The sequence below is a fragment of the Streptomyces sp. CB00316 genome, from assembly GCF_001905595.1.
Classification (GTDB): Bacteria; Actinomycetota; Actinomycetes; order Streptomycetales; family Streptomycetaceae; genus Streptomyces.
This window is the reverse complement of sequence record NZ_LIXI01000009.1, coordinates 131,825-147,320: the sequence shown is the minus strand read 5'-3', so window position 1 is coordinate 147,320 and position 15,496 is coordinate 131,825. Positions and strand designations below refer to the sequence as shown.

Below are 15,496 nucleotides of genomic sequence, written 5' to 3'. Positions count from 1 at the left end.
CGGAGTCCAGCAGGCGGACGCACGGTTCGGTCCCGCCACCCTGCGCCGGTAGGGTGGCGGGGATCCAACCGGACGACGTGGTCCGGTCGTCGACTCAACGTTGCAAAGGTTTCCGGGCCATGCGCATTGGCGTACTCACCTCCGGCGGCGACTGCCCCGGCCTCAACGCCGTCATCCGTTCCGTCGTGCACCGCGCGGTGGTGGACCACGGCGACGAGGTCATCGGCTTCCACGACGGGTGGAAGGGCCTGCTGGAGGCCGACTACCGCAAGCTCGACCTCGACGCGGTCGGCGGCATCCTGGCCCGCGGCGGCACGATCCTCGGCTCCTCCCGAGTCCAGCCCGCGCATCTGCGCGACGGTGTGGAGCGGGCCCGCGGCCATGTCGCCGACCTCGGCCTGGACGCCATCATCCCGATCGGCGGCGAGGGCACGCTGAAGGCGGCCAACCTCCTCTCCGAGGCGGGGCTGCCCATCGTCGGCGTCCCCAAGACCATCGACAACGACATCGCCTCCACCGACGTCACCTTCGGCTTCGACACCGCCGTGGGTGTCGCGACCGAGGCACTGGACCGCCTCAAGACCACCGCCGAATCGCACCAGCGCGTGCTGATCGTCGAGGTCATGGGCCGTCACACCGGCTGGATCGCCCTGCACTCCGGTATGGCGGCCGGCGCCCACGCGATCGTGGTGCCCGAGCGCCCCTTCGACATCGACGAGCTGACCGAGCTGGTCGGCAAGCGCTTCTCGGCGGGCAAGAAGTTCGCCATCGTGGTGGTCGCCGAGGGCGCCAAGCCGCGTGCGGGCTCCATGCAGTTCGAGCAGGGCGTCAAGGACATCTACGGCCACGAGCGGTTCGCCGGGGTGGCCACGCAGCTCTCCGGTGAGCTGGAGCAGCGGCTCGGCAAGGAGGCCCGCCCGGTCATCCTCGGCCACGTCCAGCGCGGCGGCACGCCGACCGCGTACGACCGCGTCCTGGCTACCCGGTTCGGCTGGCACGCGGTGGAGGCGGCGCACCGGGGCGAGTTCGGGATGCTGACCGCGCTGCGCGGCACCGACATCGTGATGGTCCCGCTGGCTGAGGCCGTCGAGACGCTGAAGACGGTCCCGGCCGAGCGGTACGCCGAGGCGGAGTGCGTGCTCTAGAGACACGTCGTCGAGAACTGCCCCCGGCCGCAACCGCGGCCGGGGGCAGTTCTACGCTGTACCGGACAACCGGCACGAAACGGGGACGTGTCCCCATCGGGAGTGGACAGATGGATCACAGCGGGCACGGCATGAACATGGATCTGCCGCCGTTCACGCTGGGACGGGGGCTGGAGCTCTCGCCCGACCCGTTCTTCCTGACCGGCTGCGTCCTGGCGCTCGCCCTGTACGGGTACGGCGTGGCGCGGCTGCGTCGCCGCGGGGACGGCTGGCCGGTCAACCGGATCGTCTTCTTCACCGTGGGCGTGCTGAGCGTCGCCCTGGTGATGTGCACCAAGCTCAACGACTACGGCATGGTCATGTTCAGCGTGCACATGGTGCAGCACATGGTGATCAGCATGCTGTCGCCGATCCTGCTGCTGCTGGGCGCCCCGGTGACGCTGGCGCTGCGCGCGCTGCCGCCCGCCGCCCGCGGCCGGACCGGACCACGCGAGCTGCTCCTGAAGCTGCTGCACAGCCGGTACATGAAGATCATCACGCATCCGGCGTTCACGATTCCCCTCTTCATCGCGAGCCTGTACGCGCTGTACTTCACGCCGGTCTTCGACTTCCTCATGGGCTCCAAGCCCGGCCACATCGGGATGATGGTGCACTTCCTCGCCGTCGGCCTGGTCTTCTTCTGGCCGATCATGGGCGTCGACCCGGGCCCGCACCGGCCCGGCTACGTGATGCGGATGCTGGAGCTGTTCGCCGGAATGCCGTTCCACGCGTTCTTCGGGATCGCCCTGATGATGGCGAGCACGCCGATGGTCAGGACGTACGAGAACCCGCCCGCGTCCCTCGGCATCGACGCCCTCAGCGACCAGAACTGGGCCGGCGGCATCGCGTGGGCGTTCAGCGAGATCCCCTCGGTACTGGTGCTGATCGCGCTGGTCTACCAGTGGTACCGCTCCGAGCAGCGCACGGCCAAGCGCTCGGACCGCGCCGCCGACCGCGACGGCGACAAGGAGCTGGCGGCGTACAACGCCTATCTGGCGTCATTGCAGGCGCGACAGTAGCGCCAGGGGTGCTGTCGGGGTGACCATGGGGTGAACGGCCGCGCGGCCGACGAGGAGGGTACGCGCATGTCCGGATCGACGAAGACCATGGGATATCTGACCATCGGGGCGCTGGTCACGGTGACGGCCTACACGGTGGCCCTGGGCAGCAGTGGCTGGCTCTGGTTCGGCTGGGTGGTGCTGGGGCTCTGCACCCTCGGCATGCTGGCCACCCAGGACACCTGACCGTCGCGGCGGACACGCCTGACGGGCCCGGCGGCGGGGTACGAGGCGGGTGACCGGTTCGCCACGGTCGCACGGCGATACCGGGGACCTACACTGACGGTCCCCGGCACGACCATGACCTGGCAGAACGCAGCCCTGACGCCGGCCCGGCAGAGCGAGGTGCACCCACAAGGTGTTCTACTACATCCTGAAATATGTCGTGCTGGGGCCCGTGCTGCGGGTGCTGTTCCGCCCTCGGATCGAAGGGCTGGAGAACATCCCGGAGGACGGCGCGGCGATCGTCGCGGGAAACCATCTCTCCTTCTCCGACCACTTCCTCATGCCCGCCATCATCAAGCGGCGCATCACCTTCCTCGCGAAGGCCGAATACTTCACCGGCCCGGGAATCAAGGGCAGGCTCACCGCCACGTTCTTCCGCAGCGCGGGCCAGATCCCGGTGGACCGCTCGGGCAAGGACGTCGGCCAGGCGGCCATCCGCGAGGGCCTGGGTGTGCTGGGCAAGGGCGAGCTGCTGGGGATCTACCCCGAGGGCACCCGCTCGCATGACGGCCGGCTCTACAAGGGCAAGGTCGGGGTGGCGGTCATGGCGATCACCGCACAGGTGCCGGTGATCCCGTGCGCCATGCTCGGTACGTTCGAGATCCAGCCGCCCGGCCAGAGGCTCCCGAAGGTCAAGCAGGTCGCGATCCGGTTCGGTGAGCCGCTGGACTTCTCGCGCTACGCGGGCATGGAGAACCAGAAGGCCGCGATCCGGGCCGTGACGGACGAGATCATGTACGCGATCCTCGAGCTCTCCGGCCAGGAGTACGTCGACGAGTACGCGGCGAAGGCGAAGGCCGCCGAGCAGGAGGCCGCGCCGCCGAGGAAGTTCCCCAAGCTGCGACGCTGACGGCGGATTCGCCACCGGCAGAGCGGGCTGGTCCCCTCCGGCCCGCTCCCCCTAGCGTCGTCACCATGAACCAGGGACACGCGTGGGTGCTGGGAGCGTCGGGACAGATCGGGCGGGCCGCGGTGAGCGCGCTCGCCGGGGACGGCTGGGAGGTGACCGCCGTATCGCGCGGCGGCGGCCGGGACGAGCGGTGGGGTGACGGGGTCCGCACCCTGGCCCTCGACCGGGACGAGGAGGGCGCGCTGGAGAAGGCGCTCGGCGAGGGCTGCGACGTCCTGGTCGACATGGTGGCGTTCGACGGGACGCACGCACGGCAGTTGGCTTCGCTCACCGGGCGGGTCGGTTCGGCGGTCGTGATCTCCAGCGGCGCGGTGTACGAGGACGACCGGGGCCGCAGCTTCGACACCCAGGAACAGCCCGACGGCTTCCCCCGCTATCCGGTGCCGCTGCCGGAGAGCCAGCGCACGGTGGAGCCGGGCGAGACGACGTACGGGACCCGGAAGGTGCTGCTGGAGCGTGAGCTGCTGGCGGCGGGTGACGCGCTGCCGGTGACCCTGCTGCGGGCGGGCGCGATCCACGGCCCGTACTGCCGCACACCGCGCGAGCTGTACTTCGTGAAGCGACTGCTGGACGGGCGCCGGCGGCGCGTGCTCGCGTACGGCGGCGAGAGCCGCTTCCACCCGGTCCACGTCGCGAACGCGGCCGAGCTGATCCGGCTGGCCGCCCGCCGCCCCGGCTCACGGGTGCTCAACGCGGCGGACCCGCAGGCCCCCACGGCCGCCGAGATCGGGACGGCGATCGACGCGGTGCTCGGCCGGGGGACGGAGACGGTCCTGGTCGACGGTCCGGCGCCCGAGGGGCACGTGGGCGAGACACCGTGGAGCGGGACGCATCCCGTCGTGTACGACATGACGGCGGCAAAGCGGGCGCTCGGGTACCGGCCGGTGACGGGGTACGTGGAGTCGCTGCCGGAGACCGTCGAGTGGCTCGCCGGGGAGCTGGCGGGGCGGGACTGGCGGGAGGCCTTCCCGAAGATGGCGCGGAACTACGGGGAGGTGCTTTTCGACTATGCGGCGGAGGACGCGTGGCTGGAGGCGTACGACCGGGGCGGTCGCTGATCGCGGGCCCCGGCCGTGCGCCACATCGGTGTCCTACGGCTTCCGCGTGGGATGCGGGGGTGCACGTCACATCGCGCCGGTCGGTCTTCCCGGTGAGCAGTAGGTGTCCACCCGCTCGTTGACGCAGGGGGCGCTGAGCGGACTCAGCCGTTGCCGGCGTCCGCTTCGAGGCCGCCCAGCAGCTCGTGCATCGCCTCGTCCAGGATCTCGCGCAGCAGGCGGGCGTCGGCGGCCACCGCTGTGACGAGGACTGCGGGACCGGCGAGCGGAGTGAGGGCGGCGGTCGGTCCGAGGATGCGGGCGGGGAGCGGGGCGTCCTCGAAGGACGGTTCGGCCAGGAGGAGTTGGCCGACCGCTCGGTGGCCGCCGAGGACGGCCGGGCCGTCCCAGCCGCCGGGGGCGCCGGGTCCGTAGGCGAGTTGCTGATCCAGGAGCGGGCGGCCCGCGCGGCGGACGGTGAGGCGGGTGGTGAGGGCTCCGGTGGGTTCGTCGTGGCGGCCGAGGATCTGTTCCTCGCGGAGCAACAGGCGTGCTGCGGGGGCCAGTTCGACGTGGGTGGTCTGGTGGAGGTCGCTGCCGTGGGCGGAGATGAGCTGTTCGGGGAGCCAGCGCAGGGTGGCCTCCTCCCCCACGCTCAGGTTCACGGTGTACGTCGACGGCTCGCCACCGGTCCGCGCGCCCGGCAGCGCCACGGTGGCCGCCGCCGCGTCGACGGTGAGGTGTGCGCCGTCGGCGGCCTCCGCCTCCAGGGTCAGCCTGTCGCCGTTGAGGGGCGCGCTCATGGCGCCGACGACGGTGGCCCGGGCGTATCCGGGGAGCGGTGAGCGGGTGCGGCGAAGGGCGAGGGGTCCGGCGCTCTCCAGGAGGGGCAGGGCCGTCCCGCCGCGGCCGTCGGGGACGGCGCGGAGGCGGGCGGTGGCGCGGACGCTCATGCGGTCCAGGCGGCGAGCTGCGCCCGCACCCAGTCGGCGACCGGTCCGACGCCTTCGGCTGAGGTCAACGAGGTGAAGAGTACGGGGAGTTCGCCGCGCTGCTCCTTGGCGTCCCGGGCCATCCGCTGGAGGTCGGAGCCGACGTAGGGGGCGAGGTCGGTCTTGTTGATGACGAGGAGATCGGCGGTGGTGACGCCGGGACCGCCCTTGCGCGGGATGTCGTCGCCGCCCGCCACGTCGATGACGAAGACCTGGGCGTCGACGAGGCCCTTGGAGAAGGTGGCGGTGAGGTTGTCGCCGCCGGACTCCACCAGGACCAGGTCGAGCGGGCCCACCGCGTCCTCCAGGTCCTCGACGGCTTCGAGGTTGGCGGAGATGTCGTCACGGATCGCGGTGTGCGGGCAGGCGCCGGTCTCGACGGCCTGGATCCGCTCGGGCGGCAGGACGGCGTTGGTCAGGAGGAAGTCGGCGTCCTCGCGGGTGTAGATGTCGTTGGTGACGACGGCGATGGACAGCCGGTCGCGCAGCTCGCGGCAGAGGGCGGCGACGGTGGCCGTCTTGCCGGAGCCGACGGGGCCGCCGAGGCCGATGCGCAGGGCGCGCCGGGTGCCGTCGGGGCGGGTGGCGTCGGCGCCGACTGCGGCGGGACCGTCGTGGGTGTGGCCGAGGTGCATGGTGCTTCTCCTGTTTCTTCGGGCGGTGAGGGGGTCAGGAGGCGAAGAGGCGGACCGGCCAGGCGGCGTGCGCCTCGGCGGTGATGTCGAGGAGCGGGGCGGAGGCGGCGGGCAGGGCGTCGATGCCGTGCCGGGCGGAGGTGGCAGCCTGTGCGGCCACCTCGTCCAGCTCGGGGGCGAGGCGGGCGAGTACGGCGGTGGCGTGGAAGGGGTCGAGGGAGAGCAGCCGGACCACGGCGGTGGCCGGTCCGCTGACCGTCTCGTACGCCACGCAGTGCGCGGCGTCCTCGGGCCCCAGCCCCGCCGCCCGGGCGGTGAGGCCGAGGACGACGGGCTGGTGGGCGCCGCGCGGCCGGGCGGTGGCGAGCGCGTCGAGCTCCGGGCTCGGCCAGGTGGCGCGGGCGGCCCGCATCATCTGCCGCCCCAGCTTGCGGGCGGTGGCCCGCAAGGCGGGTGAGGGCGTACGGGCGTCGGCGGCCTCGTCGAGGGCGAGGGGGTCGAGCCCGTGGGCGGCCGCCGCGGCAAGGGCGGCGGCCGTGAGCCCGGCGGTGTGCAGGCGGCCCCGGCAGAAGGCGGCGAGGTCGTCGGCGTTGCGGATACGCCCCTGGGTGACGGCCGGTTCGGCCCCGCCGGAGTGGGCGTGGCCGCCGGCGGGGAACCGGCCGTCGGCGAGGACGAGCAGGGCTGCGCGTGACATGACTGGTGGTCCGCCCGGCTCAGAAGAGGAAGTATCGCTGGGCCATGGGCAGTTCCGCCGCCGGTGCCGGTTCGACCGGTTCGCCGTCGATGGTGACGGCGAAGCTGTCGGAGTCGACGTGGACGTGCGGCATCGCGTCGTTCTCCCGCATGTCCGCCTTGGTCACCCCCCGGGTGCTGGTGATCGGTACGAACGGCTTGTCCAGGCCGAATCGTTCGGGCAGGCCGTCCTCGATCGCCGTTTCGGTGACGAAGTTGAAGGAAGCGCGTGCGGCCGCCCGGCCCAGGGCGCCGAACATCGGCCGGGGCATGACCGGTTGGGGCGTCGGGATGGAGGCGTTGGCGTCGCCCATCTGCGCGTACGCGATCTGGCCGCCCTTGATGACCATTTGCGGCTTCACGCCGAAGAACGCCGGGTCCCAGAGCACGAGGTCGGCGAGCTTTCCGCTTTCCACCGAGCCGATCTCCCGGTCCAGGCCCTGGGCGACGGCCGGGTTGATGGTGTATTTGGCGACATAGCGACGGACCCGGTGGTTGTCGGCAGCCCCGTCCCCGGGAAGCGCTCCGCGCCGCACCTTCATGACGTGGGCGGTCTGCCAGGTCCGCAGGATCACCTCGCCGATCCGGCCCATCGCCTGCGAGTCCGACGAGATGATCGAGATGGCTCCGAGGTCGTGCAGGATGTCCTCGGCCGCGATGGTGGAGGGCCGGATCCGGGACTCCGCGAAGGCCAGGTCCTCCGGGACGGCCGGGTTGAGGTGGTGGCAGACCATCAGCATGTCGAGGTGTTCCTCGATGGTGTTGACGGTGTGCGGCCGGGTCGGGTTGGTGGAGCTCGGCAGGACGTACGGCTCCGAGACCACGGTGATGATGTCGGGCGCGTGCCCGCCGCCCGCACCCTCGGTGTGGTAGGCGTGGATGGAGCGCCCGGCGATGGCGGCGAGGGTGTCGGCGACGAACCCGGCCTCGTTGAGGGTGTCGGTGTGGATGGCGAGCTGGGCGCCGGTCTCCTCGCAGACGGTGAGACAGGCGTCGATGGCGGCCGGGGTGGCGCCCCAGTCCTCGTGGATCTTGAACCCCAGCGCACCGCCGCGCAGTTGGGAGTACATGGCGTCGCGGGAGGTGGTGTTGCCCTTGCCGAGCAGCCCGATGTTGACCGGGAAGGTCTCCAGGGCCTCGAACATCCGGGCCAGGTGCCAGGGGCCCGGGGTGATCGTGGTGGCCTTGGTGCCTTCGGCGGGTCCGGTGCCGCCGCCGACGAGGGTGGTGATGCCGCTGGAGAGCGCCTGGTCCACGAGTGTCGGTGAGATGAAGTGGACGTGCGCGTCGACCGCTCCGGCTGTCAGGAACTTGCCGTTGCCCGCGATGATCTCGGTCTCGGGTCCGATCACCAGGTCGGGGTGGACCCCATCCATGATGTCGGGGTTCCCGGCCTTGCCGATGCCGGCGATGCGGCCGTCACGGATGCCGATGTCGGCCTTGACGATGCCCCAGTGGTCGATGAGGACCGCGCCGGTGATGACGGTGTCGGGTGCGCCCTCGGCCCGGGTGGTACGGGCCTGGCCCATGGACTCCCGGATCACCTTGCCGCCGCCGAAGACCGCCTCGTCGCCCGCGTGGCCGGGGCCGCCGGAGCGGTCCTCCTCGATCTCGACGAAGAGGCTGGTGTCGGCGAGGCGGATGCGGTCGCCGGTGGTGGGCCCGAAGAGGTCCGCGTACACGGCCCTGTTGAGGTCAGGCATCGAGGGCACCTCCCATCTCGCCGCGCAGGCCGGGGACGATGCGGCGGCCGGCGAGGGGGACGAGTTCGACGTCGACGGGGATGCCGGGTTCGAAGCGGACCGCCGTACCGGCCGCGATGTGCAGCCGCAGCCCGTGGGCGGCCTGCCGGTCGAAGCGCAGCCCGGGGTTGGCCTCGGCGAAGTGGTAGTGGGAGCCGACCTGGACGGGACGGTCGGCGGCGTTGAGGACGGTGAGGCGGGTGACGGGGCGCCCCTCGTTGAGGGCGATGCCCCCGTCCCCGTACAGGATCTCTCCGGGAACCATCGGCGTGGCCCCGTCAGACGATCGGGTCGTGGACGGTGACGAGCTTGGTGCCGTCCGGGAAGGTGGCCTCGACCTGGACGTCGTGGAGCATCTCCGGGATGCCCTCCATGACGTCGTCCCGGGTGAGCACCTTGCGGCCGGAGGCCATGAGTTCGGCAACGGTACGGCCGTCGCGGGCGCCTTCGAGCAGATGGGCGGTGATCAGGGCGACGGACTCGGGGTGATTGAGCTTCAGCCCGCGCGCCCGGCGCTTCTCGGCCACGTCTGCGGCCACATGGATGAGCAGGCGTTCCTGCTCGTGCGGGGTCAGTTGCACGCTTCCACCTCATCGTCTACCACCCGGTACCGGCCTCCGGGCGCAGCGGAACCCTATCCCCGTTCAACAGTTCGTTGAACGACGGACCCGGCTCTCGCGACCAGGTACTGCACGTTAGGGCGGAAGTTTTTCCGTTGCGTTAACCGGCCTTTTGCGGACCCATGGACATCAGCCCGCGCAAGCCGTTCTCCGGCACCTCACGCCGTACGTCCCCCGAGCAGCGCCTCCCGCACGATGAAGCCGTGGGCCGTGGGCCGTGGGCCGTGGCGCGGACAGCGAGCGAGGACCGGGTCGTATACGGGGCTGTCGTCGCCGGACCGGAGGGCCCGCACGTGCTCAGCGCGACGGTCGCGAGCCCCGTGGTTCGCCCAGCCGCTGCGTGAGGCGCTGACACCGGTGGCACCGGAGGGCGCCCGAGTCCGATTCGCCGATGCGGCGGCCGCGCGCTCCGGGGACCGCGCGGCGGCGCACTCGGCGCGTGCTGCCGCCGGGACTGCGCGGGGTGCGGGCGGGCGGTGCTGACACCGGCCGGATCGGCCGCACCGGTGGGCCTCGCCGCCGCGGCCGTGGCGCACAGCGGGCTCGGCGTCGTCACCCTGCTGAAGATCCTGCTGGGCGACCCCCTCTCCGGGGTCGCCAGCGCCCCGCAGCTACTCCCCGAGCCGGTCGGTGCGCTCGGGCAGTGGCTGCCGCCGGGTGCGGGCGGCTCACTGCTGCGCTCCGTCGCGTTCTTCGACGGCGGCGCGGCGGGTGGCCCAGCCCGCACGCTCATGCTCTGACCGGCGCTCGGCCTGGCGGTGGTGCTGGTCGCGCGGCGCGTACGACCACCGCACCGGCCGGTGATCAGGCGCCCGGGTCGCCCTGACCTCGGTACTCGGCCGCGATCCCGAACCGCTGACGTTCGCCGGGGGCCGGGGCGGCGGAGCGGATCGAGGAGACCGAGCTGATCACCTGCTCCTCGGCCGCGTCCCCGTCCCCGTCGAGCCCTTCGAGCCGTTCCAGGTCGGCGGCGGAGACCAGCGCGACGAGCGGCTTGCCGTGCCGCGTCACAACGACCCGCTCACCGCCGTAGACGACGCGGTTGATCAGGTCGGCGAGCTCCGCCCGTGCTTGCGTCACCGGAATCTCGTAAGCCATGGCCCCAGCTTAAGGCGCGGGCGCAACCGCCGCGGAGCCTCGCGACAGCCGCGATGCCCGGCTTCCGGGAGACCGGCGGCGGGGACACGACCACCATTCCCCCGCACTATGGTCACAACTCCATCACCAACGGAACATCCTGCTCCCGCGGGTGCACCTGACTCACCAGCGTCATCCCTCCACGAACCACCTCGGGGGACACGTGAATTGGAACGACCCGCAGCACCTGTCACGGCAAGCGGACTGGGGGCCGGGTGTCACCGCCCCGCCGCCGAGCCCTTCCACCGGTCCGCGTTGGGCCCGTAAGCGCGTCGTCATCCCCGCCGCCGGCGTGCTGTTCCTGCTCGGCATCGGGATCGGCGCCACCGGCGAGGAGCCGGAGACCGTACAGACGGCGTCGGTGAAGGCGGAGCCGTGGCCGACGGTGACCGTCACCGTGACGGAGACGGCGAAGGTCACCGTGACGGCCGCCCCGGAGCCGGCCCCGACGGTCACGAAGATCAAGAAGGTGCGGGTGACGGTCACCGCTCCGCCGCCGGATCCCGCCGCCGAGGCGCCCGATCCGGTCTACGACGATGCCGACGACTCGGGCGGAAAATCCACGTACTACAAGAACTGCGCCGCCGCCCGTGCCGCGGGCGCCGCTCCCGTCAGGAGAGGCGACCCCGGGTACGCCTCCCACCTCGACCGCGACGGTGACGGAGTCGGCTGCGAATAGGCGTTTACCGCCCTCTCCTGGATCTCGCGAACGCGGAAGCCCTTCCTCTCTTCTGTACGTCCTGTACATTTTTGACAGGGCGTGAGCGCAGGGCGGACCTGCGCCGCCCATGCGTTCCGCCACGCACCCAGGAGAGAGGCTCCGCCGTGATCCGACCCGACTCCCGTCACGTACTGCCCGAATTCACCGAGCGCACCACGACCGGGCCCCGGACCCAGGACCCGTACTCCAAGCTCCTGTCCGAGCGGATCGTCTTCCTCGGAAGTCCGATCGACGACACCGCGGCGAGCGATCTGATCGCGCAGCTCATGTACGTGGAGCACGCCGCCCCAAACCGGCCCCTGTCGCTCTACATCAACTGCCCCGGAGGCTCGTTCGGGGCGATGGCAGCGGTCTACGACACGATGCGGTTTCTGACATGCGAGGTGGAGACCTTCTGTCTGGGGCAGGCCGGCTCCTACGCGGCCGCCCTTCTGGCGGCCGGGGCTCCGGGGCGGCGACATGCCCTGCCCGGCGCGCGGGTAGTCATTCAGCAACCCGCACTGACCGAGCCGTTGCGGGGCCAGCCGTCCGACCTGGAGATCCACGCGCGCGAACTGGTGCGCACCCGCGAGCTGTTCACGGACATGCTCGTCCGGCACACGGGCCGGACCGCCGAGCGGGTCACCGCCGACATCGAGCGCGACACCATCCTCGACGCGGCGGCCGCTCGCGCCTACGGGCTGGTGGACCACATCGTGGAGAACCGCACGCTCTCCCAGCCGCCGCACGACGTGAGGTGAACCGCCCATGGAACCCCCGGAGTTCCCACCCCTGCCCGCACTGACCCGCGCCGAGGGTGAAGTCATCGACTGCTACCTGGCGGTCCTCGACCAGGTGGGCCGCATCAACCCGGCTCACGGCAGCGACACCTACAGCGCCCTGAGAGCCGCGCAGGCCCTGGTCTCCCGGGCCACGGCCCTTCGCGACGCCCTGGCCCTGATGCACGAGCGCGGCGAGCGGCAGATCCACGCGGCGACGCTGGCGCGGGCCCTGCGAGTGCTGGACGGCGAACGGCGGGCGGGCCGGGTCGCCGTGCCGCCGACCCCGAACTGAGCCGCTCCACGCGCCCGGAGCGCATTACGGGAGCGGGCCGGTCGTCCTGCCGTGCGACACGCCCGGTCCCGCGATCAATTTTCCTCGCTCGTTCGGCGTAGGCGATCACCCGCGCGAGCGACGGCTCAACTTGCGTTCGACGCGCGCCCCGTACTCGAATTGCACCCTTTCGTCGCTGGTGCGAGGGCATGCGCCGGGCTCGTCGACGGGCGCGAATTGGTCCCGTCCACCCGAACGGTTCAGTGGTGAGGAGACTCACAAATCCTTGTTTCGGCTCGGAAGTCCGGCACTTCGTGAGTCAAGATCCCTGGGACGACAAGCCCCCGCCACCGCGGCGGGGCGGTCCGGGTGGACGCCGAGTCCTGCCGCTTCCCGGATGACTGGTCGACAGGAGTGGATCGGCAGGAGTGGAGGACCCGAGCACAACGGGCCGACCGGGAGACCGGGAAGCCCTCGGGGTGAAGCCGCGTCAAGCGGCCGGGCAACTTCGCCAGCCCGAACCCGACAGGTCATCCTTCACAGGCGGCTGACGAAGGGTTGCGCATGTCTGCGCAGGTTCATGTCCCGTCTCTGTTCGCCCGGGTCGGTACGGCCTCCGTACTCACCCTGGCCGTGACGTCCTCGATGCTCGCGCCAGGTCTGGTCGACGATGCCGAGGCCGCCACCCATTCGACCAAGGCGCTCAAGATCGCCGCGTCGAAGAAGGGGGCTCCTTACAAGTACGGGGCCGCGGGTCCCAGCCGGTTCGACTGCTCGGGGCTGACTCTCTACTCGTTCAAGAAGGCCGGGAAGAAACTTCCCCGCACAGCACAGCAGCAGTACAACAAGACCAGCCGTATCTCCTCGTCGAAGCGGAAACCCGGCGACCTGGTCTTCTTCCATTCCGGCCGCAGCGTCTACCACGTGGGCATCTACGCCGGGGGCGGGAAGATCTGGCACTCCCCCAAATCCGGGGATGTGGTGCGCAAGGCGAAAATCTGGTCCAAGAGCGTCTGGTACGGACGGGTCCGCTGACCCACCTGCCGGACGCTCTTCCCCTGCGGGCGGATGATCTTCCCCTGCGGGCGGCACGGGCCCCCTCGGCGCACCTCAGCGCAGGAGGGGCCCGGTCACCAGCGCCAGTCCCAGTCCGGTGAGCGCCACGCCGCTGCCGCCCTCGATCGCCCGGGCGGTACGCGGCCGGCGCAGCCACCGCCCCAGCCGGTCCGCGAGCAGGGCGAGGGCCGCGAACCAGACGAGGGCGAAGGCGACCACGAGGGCGGCGAGCAGGAGGGGCCTGGGCAGCGACCGAGTACGGGCCGCCGGGCGGGATCGCGGCGGTCACCGCGGGCGAGGTGGACCTGGCTCTGACCCACACCTACGAACCGGCGGTGGCCGACCCGCCGCCGCCCGGCGTCACCGTCGAGCCCCTGCTGGTGGAGGAGCTGGTGCTGGCGACCGCGGTCGGGCACCGGCTCGCCGAAGGGTCCGGACGGCTGCCGGTCGCCGAGCTGGCGGGCCGGCCGCTGATCAGGGCTCCGGCGCGTCCGCCCCGGCGCGGAGTGGAGAGCGCACTGGCGGCGGCGGGCGCCACCCCGGCGGTGGTGTGCGAGTCACCCGGCTACGCACTGGTGTGCGCGCTGGTCAGCGCGGGGCTCGGCGTGGCGGTGGTGCCGGAGATGGTCGCGTCGCTGTCGTCCGCGCCGTTGGCCGTCCGGCGGCTGGAGCCCGCGGAGTTCCGCCGGACGATCTCCGATGTGCACCGCGGCGACCGCCGCGGCGTCGACGCTGCTCGCCCTGCTGCGGAGCGGTTTCGCGCGGGTAGCGGCACCCTGAACCGTGGCGGCCCTCCCGACACTCTCTGCCCTGTCGTCAGCCCTGGAACGAGCCCTGGACCGGTACCGCCCAGGGCAACGCGATCCAGACCGTCTTGCCGCCCTCGGCCGTCGGGACGACCGTGAGCCGTCCCCCGTACTCCTTGGCCAGCGCCCGGATGATCACCATGCCCCGCCCGTTGTCCTGCCGTACGGCGGCGGGCAGCCGCTGGGGCCACCTGGGGTGACTGTCCGTCACCCCGAGGCGCAGTTCCTCGTCGCGTTCGAGGCGCAGATCGACGGTGAAGGTGGGCGACTGGCCGAAGGTGTGCTGGACCGAGTTGGTGGCCAGTTCGGAGATGATCAGCCGGATGGTGTCGGCCAGCTCCGTGTCCTCGGAGAGGCCCCATTCGGCCAACGTCCTGGCCACGAATCTGCGGGCCGAGGCGACCGAGACCGGATCGCTCGGCAGGGTGACGGTTGCTTCCTGATGGTCTGCCATGGCGACGCCGTCCCTTTCGCGCCCCGGCCGACCGGCAGTCGGCCAGGAGGATGCTTTGCGCCAGACTGCCACTGTTGAAGCTCGCTGTAACGACGTTCGACCAAGATATGCATATATCTGTCGCTCGAAGCGGTGAATTCGGGTCCCGCACAACCCGGACGAAGGGCACACTGACCTTCCTGCGGGCCCGACCTTGCGGTGCGGGTCGGACCCGTCCCGTTCCGTACCGCACAGCGCAAGGAGACCCGGATGCCGCACGGCCCCGTCGTCCGACGGCGGAAGCTCGGCGAGGAGTTGCGAAGTCTGCGGCACGTCTCCGGACTGACCAGCCGGGACGCGGCGCGCCTGCTCGGCTGGAACCAGTCGAAGGTGAGCCGTATCGAGACCGGCGCCAGCGGGGTCAGCCCCGAGGACGTGACACGTCTGCTCGACGTCTACGCGGTGCGCGACGGGCAGCTGCGCGCCCTGCTCGAAGTGCTCGCCGGGTCGGCGGGTGGCGGCGGCTCGGGGTGGTGGCACGCCTACCGGGGCCTGATCCCGCCCCAGTACCGCGACTTCATCAGCCTGGAGTCCCAGGCCAGTACGGTGCGGACCCTGGAGACCTCGGTGGTGCCGGGGCTGCTCCAGACGGCCGGTTACGCGCGGGCGGTCACCCGCGCCTCGCTGGACGGCCTGCCGGCTGACCGCCTCGACTCCCTGGTCGAGGTGCGGCTGACCCGTCAGAGGGTGCTGCGCGCGAAGCCGCCGCTGCGGTTCACCGCCGTGCTGGACGAGGCGGTGCTGCACCGGGAGGTGGGCGGGCCCGAGGTGATGCGGGACCAGCTGCACCACCTGACGCAGGTGGCCCAACTCCCCCATGTGGAGCTTCAGTTACTTCCGTTCTCCGTCGGCGGGCATGTCGGACTCACCTGCCCTTTCGTTATCTTCTCCTTTCCGAACATTTCTGATCTGGATGTGGTCGTTCTTGACCACTTGACGAGTAGTCTCTATCTGGAGCGGAAAGAAGACCTCGAGGCGTACAGCTCGGCCTTCCGCACCTTGCAGGCGCACGCACTGACGCCGGACCGCTCGCTGGAGCTCGTCGCCGCGATCCGCCGCGGCTTGCGCCAGTCCGAGGACCCGTAGGACGTCCGACTGCCCGAGGGGGCATCC

The 15,496-nt window shown here is 71.4% G+C and carries 19 protein-coding genes, 2 pseudogenes and 1 riboswitch; of the genes and pseudogenes, 12 read left to right on the top strand and 9 right to left on the bottom strand.

Annotation, left to right across the window (positions count from 1 at the left end; all coding sequences use genetic code 11):
- Positions 1 to 119: 119 nt before the first annotated feature.
- The 5 genes from AMK21_RS24515 (at position 120) to AMK21_RS24495 (ending at position 4,435) form a co-directional block, all read left to right on the top strand.
- On the top strand, positions 120 to 1,145 hold the full coding sequence (locus tag AMK21_RS24515) for a 6-phosphofructokinase (RefSeq protein WP_073881335.1): 1,026 nt from the start codon (positions 120 to 122) through the stop codon (positions 1,143 to 1,145).
- A gap of 110 nt (positions 1,146 to 1,255) precedes the next feature.
- The gene (locus tag AMK21_RS24510) at positions 1,256 to 2,203 is read left to right on the top strand and encodes a cytochrome c oxidase assembly protein (protein ID WP_073881334.1); all 948 of its coding nucleotides are present in this window, start codon (positions 1,256 to 1,258) and stop codon (positions 2,201 to 2,203) included.
- A 66-nt stretch (positions 2,204 to 2,269) separates the two neighbouring features.
- Complete coding sequence (locus tag AMK21_RS35535) at positions 2,270 to 2,428, top strand: hypothetical protein (RefSeq protein WP_199863278.1); 159 nt, start codon at positions 2,270 to 2,272, stop codon at positions 2,426 to 2,428.
- 172 nt (positions 2,429 to 2,600) lie between these two features.
- Positions 2,601 to 3,317, top strand: coding sequence for a lysophospholipid acyltransferase family protein (locus AMK21_RS24500; RefSeq protein ID WP_073881332.1), 717 nt, complete (start codon positions 2,601 to 2,603; stop codon positions 3,315 to 3,317).
- 86 nt (positions 3,318 to 3,403) lie between these two features.
- A complete protein-coding gene (locus tag AMK21_RS24495; protein ID WP_073881331.1) occupies positions 3,404 to 4,435 on the top strand; it encodes an NAD-dependent epimerase/dehydratase family protein in 1,032 nt (343 codons plus the stop codon).
- Positions 4,436 to 4,578: 143 nt separating this feature from the next.
- On the opposite strand, the gene AMK21_RS24490 is transcribed toward AMK21_RS24495, so the two are convergent.
- The 6 genes from AMK21_RS24490 to AMK21_RS24465 are packed head-to-tail and all read right to left on the bottom strand — an operon-like array spanning position 4,579 to position 9,099.
- Entirely contained in the window at positions 4,579 to 5,367 is a 789-nt protein-coding gene (locus tag AMK21_RS24490) for an urease accessory protein UreD (protein WP_073881330.1), read from the bottom strand.
- Positions 5,364 to 6,041 carry an urease accessory protein UreG gene (gene ureG / locus AMK21_RS24485; RefSeq protein ID WP_073881329.1) on the bottom strand — a complete coding sequence of 226 codons (678 nt, stop codon included), beginning with the start codon at positions 6,039 to 6,041 and terminating at the stop codon, positions 5,364 to 5,366. The genes AMK21_RS24490 and ureG overlap by 4 nt, the downstream gene beginning before the upstream one ends.
- Before the next feature lie 34 nt (positions 6,042 to 6,075).
- Positions 6,076 to 6,738, bottom strand: a complete 663-nt coding sequence (locus AMK21_RS24480; RefSeq protein ID WP_073881328.1) for an urease accessory protein UreF — start codon at positions 6,736 to 6,738, stop codon at positions 6,076 to 6,078.
- A 19-nt stretch (positions 6,739 to 6,757) separates the two neighbouring features.
- Entirely contained in the window at positions 6,758 to 8,479 is a 1,722-nt protein-coding gene (locus AMK21_RS24475) for an urease subunit alpha (protein ID WP_073881327.1), read from the bottom strand.
- Positions 8,472 to 8,783: an urease subunit beta gene (locus AMK21_RS24470; RefSeq protein ID WP_073881326.1), complete on the bottom strand. Its 312-nt coding sequence runs from the start codon at positions 8,781 to 8,783 to the stop codon at positions 8,472 to 8,474. The genes AMK21_RS24475 and AMK21_RS24470 overlap by 8 nt, the downstream gene beginning before the upstream one ends.
- A 13-nt stretch (positions 8,784 to 8,796) precedes the next feature.
- Positions 8,797 to 9,099: an urease subunit gamma gene (locus tag AMK21_RS24465; RefSeq protein WP_073881325.1), complete on the bottom strand. Its 303-nt coding sequence runs from the start codon at positions 9,097 to 9,099 to the stop codon at positions 8,797 to 8,799.
- A 515-nt stretch (positions 9,100 to 9,614) separates the two neighbouring features.
- Here AMK21_RS24465 and AMK21_RS36930 point away from each other — a divergent pair.
- A complete protein-coding gene (locus AMK21_RS36930) occupies positions 9,615 to 9,878 on the top strand; it encodes a hypothetical protein (protein WP_073881324.1) in 264 nt (87 codons plus the stop codon).
- Positions 9,879 to 9,942: 64 nt separating this feature from the next.
- Here the strand turns inward: AMK21_RS36930 and AMK21_RS24455 are convergent, their stop codons facing one another.
- On the bottom strand, positions 9,943 to 10,236 hold the full coding sequence (locus AMK21_RS24455) for a type II toxin-antitoxin system Phd/YefM family antitoxin (protein ID WP_073881323.1): 294 nt from the start codon (positions 10,234 to 10,236) through the stop codon (positions 9,943 to 9,945).
- Positions 10,237 to 10,438: 202 nt separating this feature from the next.
- On the opposite strand from AMK21_RS24455, the gene AMK21_RS24450 reads away from it, so the two are divergent.
- The 4 genes from AMK21_RS24450 (at position 10,439) to AMK21_RS24435 (ending at position 13,063) form a co-directional block, all read left to right on the top strand.
- Entirely contained in the window at positions 10,439 to 10,954 is a 516-nt protein-coding gene (locus AMK21_RS24450) for an excalibur calcium-binding domain-containing protein (RefSeq protein ID WP_073881322.1), read from the top strand.
- A 146-nt stretch (positions 10,955 to 11,100) separates the two neighbouring features.
- A complete protein-coding gene (locus tag AMK21_RS24445) occupies positions 11,101 to 11,736 on the top strand; it encodes an ATP-dependent Clp protease proteolytic subunit (protein WP_073881321.1) in 636 nt (211 codons plus the stop codon).
- A gap of 7 nt (positions 11,737 to 11,743) precedes the next feature.
- A complete protein-coding gene (locus AMK21_RS24440; RefSeq protein ID WP_073881320.1) occupies positions 11,744 to 12,049 on the top strand; it encodes a hypothetical protein in 306 nt (101 codons plus the stop codon).
- A 353-nt stretch (positions 12,050 to 12,402) separates the two neighbouring features.
- Positions 12,403 to 12,589, top strand: a riboswitch (cyclic di-AMP (ydaO/yuaA leader).
- A 3-nt stretch (positions 12,590 to 12,592) separates the two neighbouring features.
- Positions 12,593 to 13,063, top strand: coding sequence for a C40 family peptidase (locus AMK21_RS24435; RefSeq protein ID WP_073881319.1), 471 nt, complete (start codon positions 12,593 to 12,595; stop codon positions 13,061 to 13,063).
- A gap of 75 nt (positions 13,064 to 13,138) precedes the next feature.
- Here AMK21_RS24435 and AMK21_RS24430 read toward each other — a convergent pair.
- A pseudogene (locus AMK21_RS24430) lies at positions 13,139 to 13,333 on the bottom strand (LysE family transporter); the annotation flags it as partial.
- Between AMK21_RS24430 and AMK21_RS24425 the strand changes: the two are divergent.
- Positions 13,330 to 13,864 (top strand): annotated as a pseudogene (locus AMK21_RS24425) (LysR family transcriptional regulator substrate-binding protein); the annotation flags it as partial. The pseudogenes AMK21_RS24430 and AMK21_RS24425 overlap by 4 nt on opposite strands.
- A 36-nt stretch (positions 13,865 to 13,900) precedes the next feature.
- On the opposite strand, the gene AMK21_RS24420 reads toward AMK21_RS24425, so the two are convergent.
- Positions 13,901 to 14,344: an ATP-binding protein gene (locus tag AMK21_RS24420; protein WP_073881318.1), complete on the bottom strand. Its 444-nt coding sequence runs from the start codon at positions 14,342 to 14,344 to the stop codon at positions 13,901 to 13,903.
- A 249-nt stretch (positions 14,345 to 14,593) separates the two neighbouring features.
- Here AMK21_RS24420 and AMK21_RS24415 point away from each other — a divergent pair, with 249 nt between their 5' ends.
- Entirely contained in the window at positions 14,594 to 15,469 is an 876-nt protein-coding gene (locus AMK21_RS24415; RefSeq protein WP_073881317.1) for a helix-turn-helix domain-containing protein, read from the top strand.
- Positions 15,470 to 15,496: the final 27 nt, after the last annotated feature.

Excerpts from the sequence above, each read along its gene's own strand:
- AMK21_RS24515 (WP_073881335.1), top strand. The coding sequence starts at position 120 with ATGCGCATTGGCGTACTCACCTCCGGCGGCGACTGCCCCGGCCTCAAC.
- AMK21_RS24510 (WP_073881334.1), top strand. The coding sequence starts at position 1,256 with ATGGATCACAGCGGGCACGGCATGAACATGGATCTGCCGCCGTTCACG.
- AMK21_RS35535 (WP_199863278.1), top strand. The coding sequence starts at position 2,270 with ATGTCCGGATCGACGAAGACCATGGGATATCTGACCATCGGGGCGCTG.
- AMK21_RS24490 (WP_073881330.1), bottom strand. The coding sequence starts at position 5,367 with ATGAGCGTCCGCGCCACCGCCCGCCTCCGCGCCGTCCCCGACGGCCGC.
- ureG (WP_073881329.1), bottom strand. The coding sequence starts at position 6,041 with ATGCACCTCGGCCACACCCACGACGGTCCCGCCGCAGTCGGCGCCGAC.
- AMK21_RS24480 (WP_073881328.1), bottom strand. The coding sequence starts at position 6,738 with ATGTCACGCGCAGCCCTGCTCGTCCTCGCCGACGGCCGGTTCCCCGCC.
- AMK21_RS24475 (WP_073881327.1), bottom strand. The coding sequence starts at position 8,479 with ATGCCTGACCTCAACAGGGCCGTGTACGCGGACCTCTTCGGGCCCACC.
- AMK21_RS24470 (WP_073881326.1), bottom strand. The coding sequence starts at position 8,783 with ATGGTTCCCGGAGAGATCCTGTACGGGGACGGGGGCATCGCCCTCAAC.
- AMK21_RS24455 (WP_073881323.1), bottom strand. The coding sequence starts at position 10,236 with ATGGCTTACGAGATTCCGGTGACGCAAGCACGGGCGGAGCTCGCCGAC.
- AMK21_RS24440 (WP_073881320.1), top strand. The coding sequence starts at position 11,744 with ATGGAACCCCCGGAGTTCCCACCCCTGCCCGCACTGACCCGCGCCGAG.
- AMK21_RS24435 (WP_073881319.1), top strand. The coding sequence starts at position 12,593 with ATGTCTGCGCAGGTTCATGTCCCGTCTCTGTTCGCCCGGGTCGGTACG.
- AMK21_RS24420 (WP_073881318.1), bottom strand. The coding sequence starts at position 14,344 with ATGGCAGACCATCAGGAAGCAACCGTCACCCTGCCGAGCGATCCGGTC.
- AMK21_RS24415 (WP_073881317.1), top strand. The coding sequence starts at position 14,594 with ATGCCGCACGGCCCCGTCGTCCGACGGCGGAAGCTCGGCGAGGAGTTG.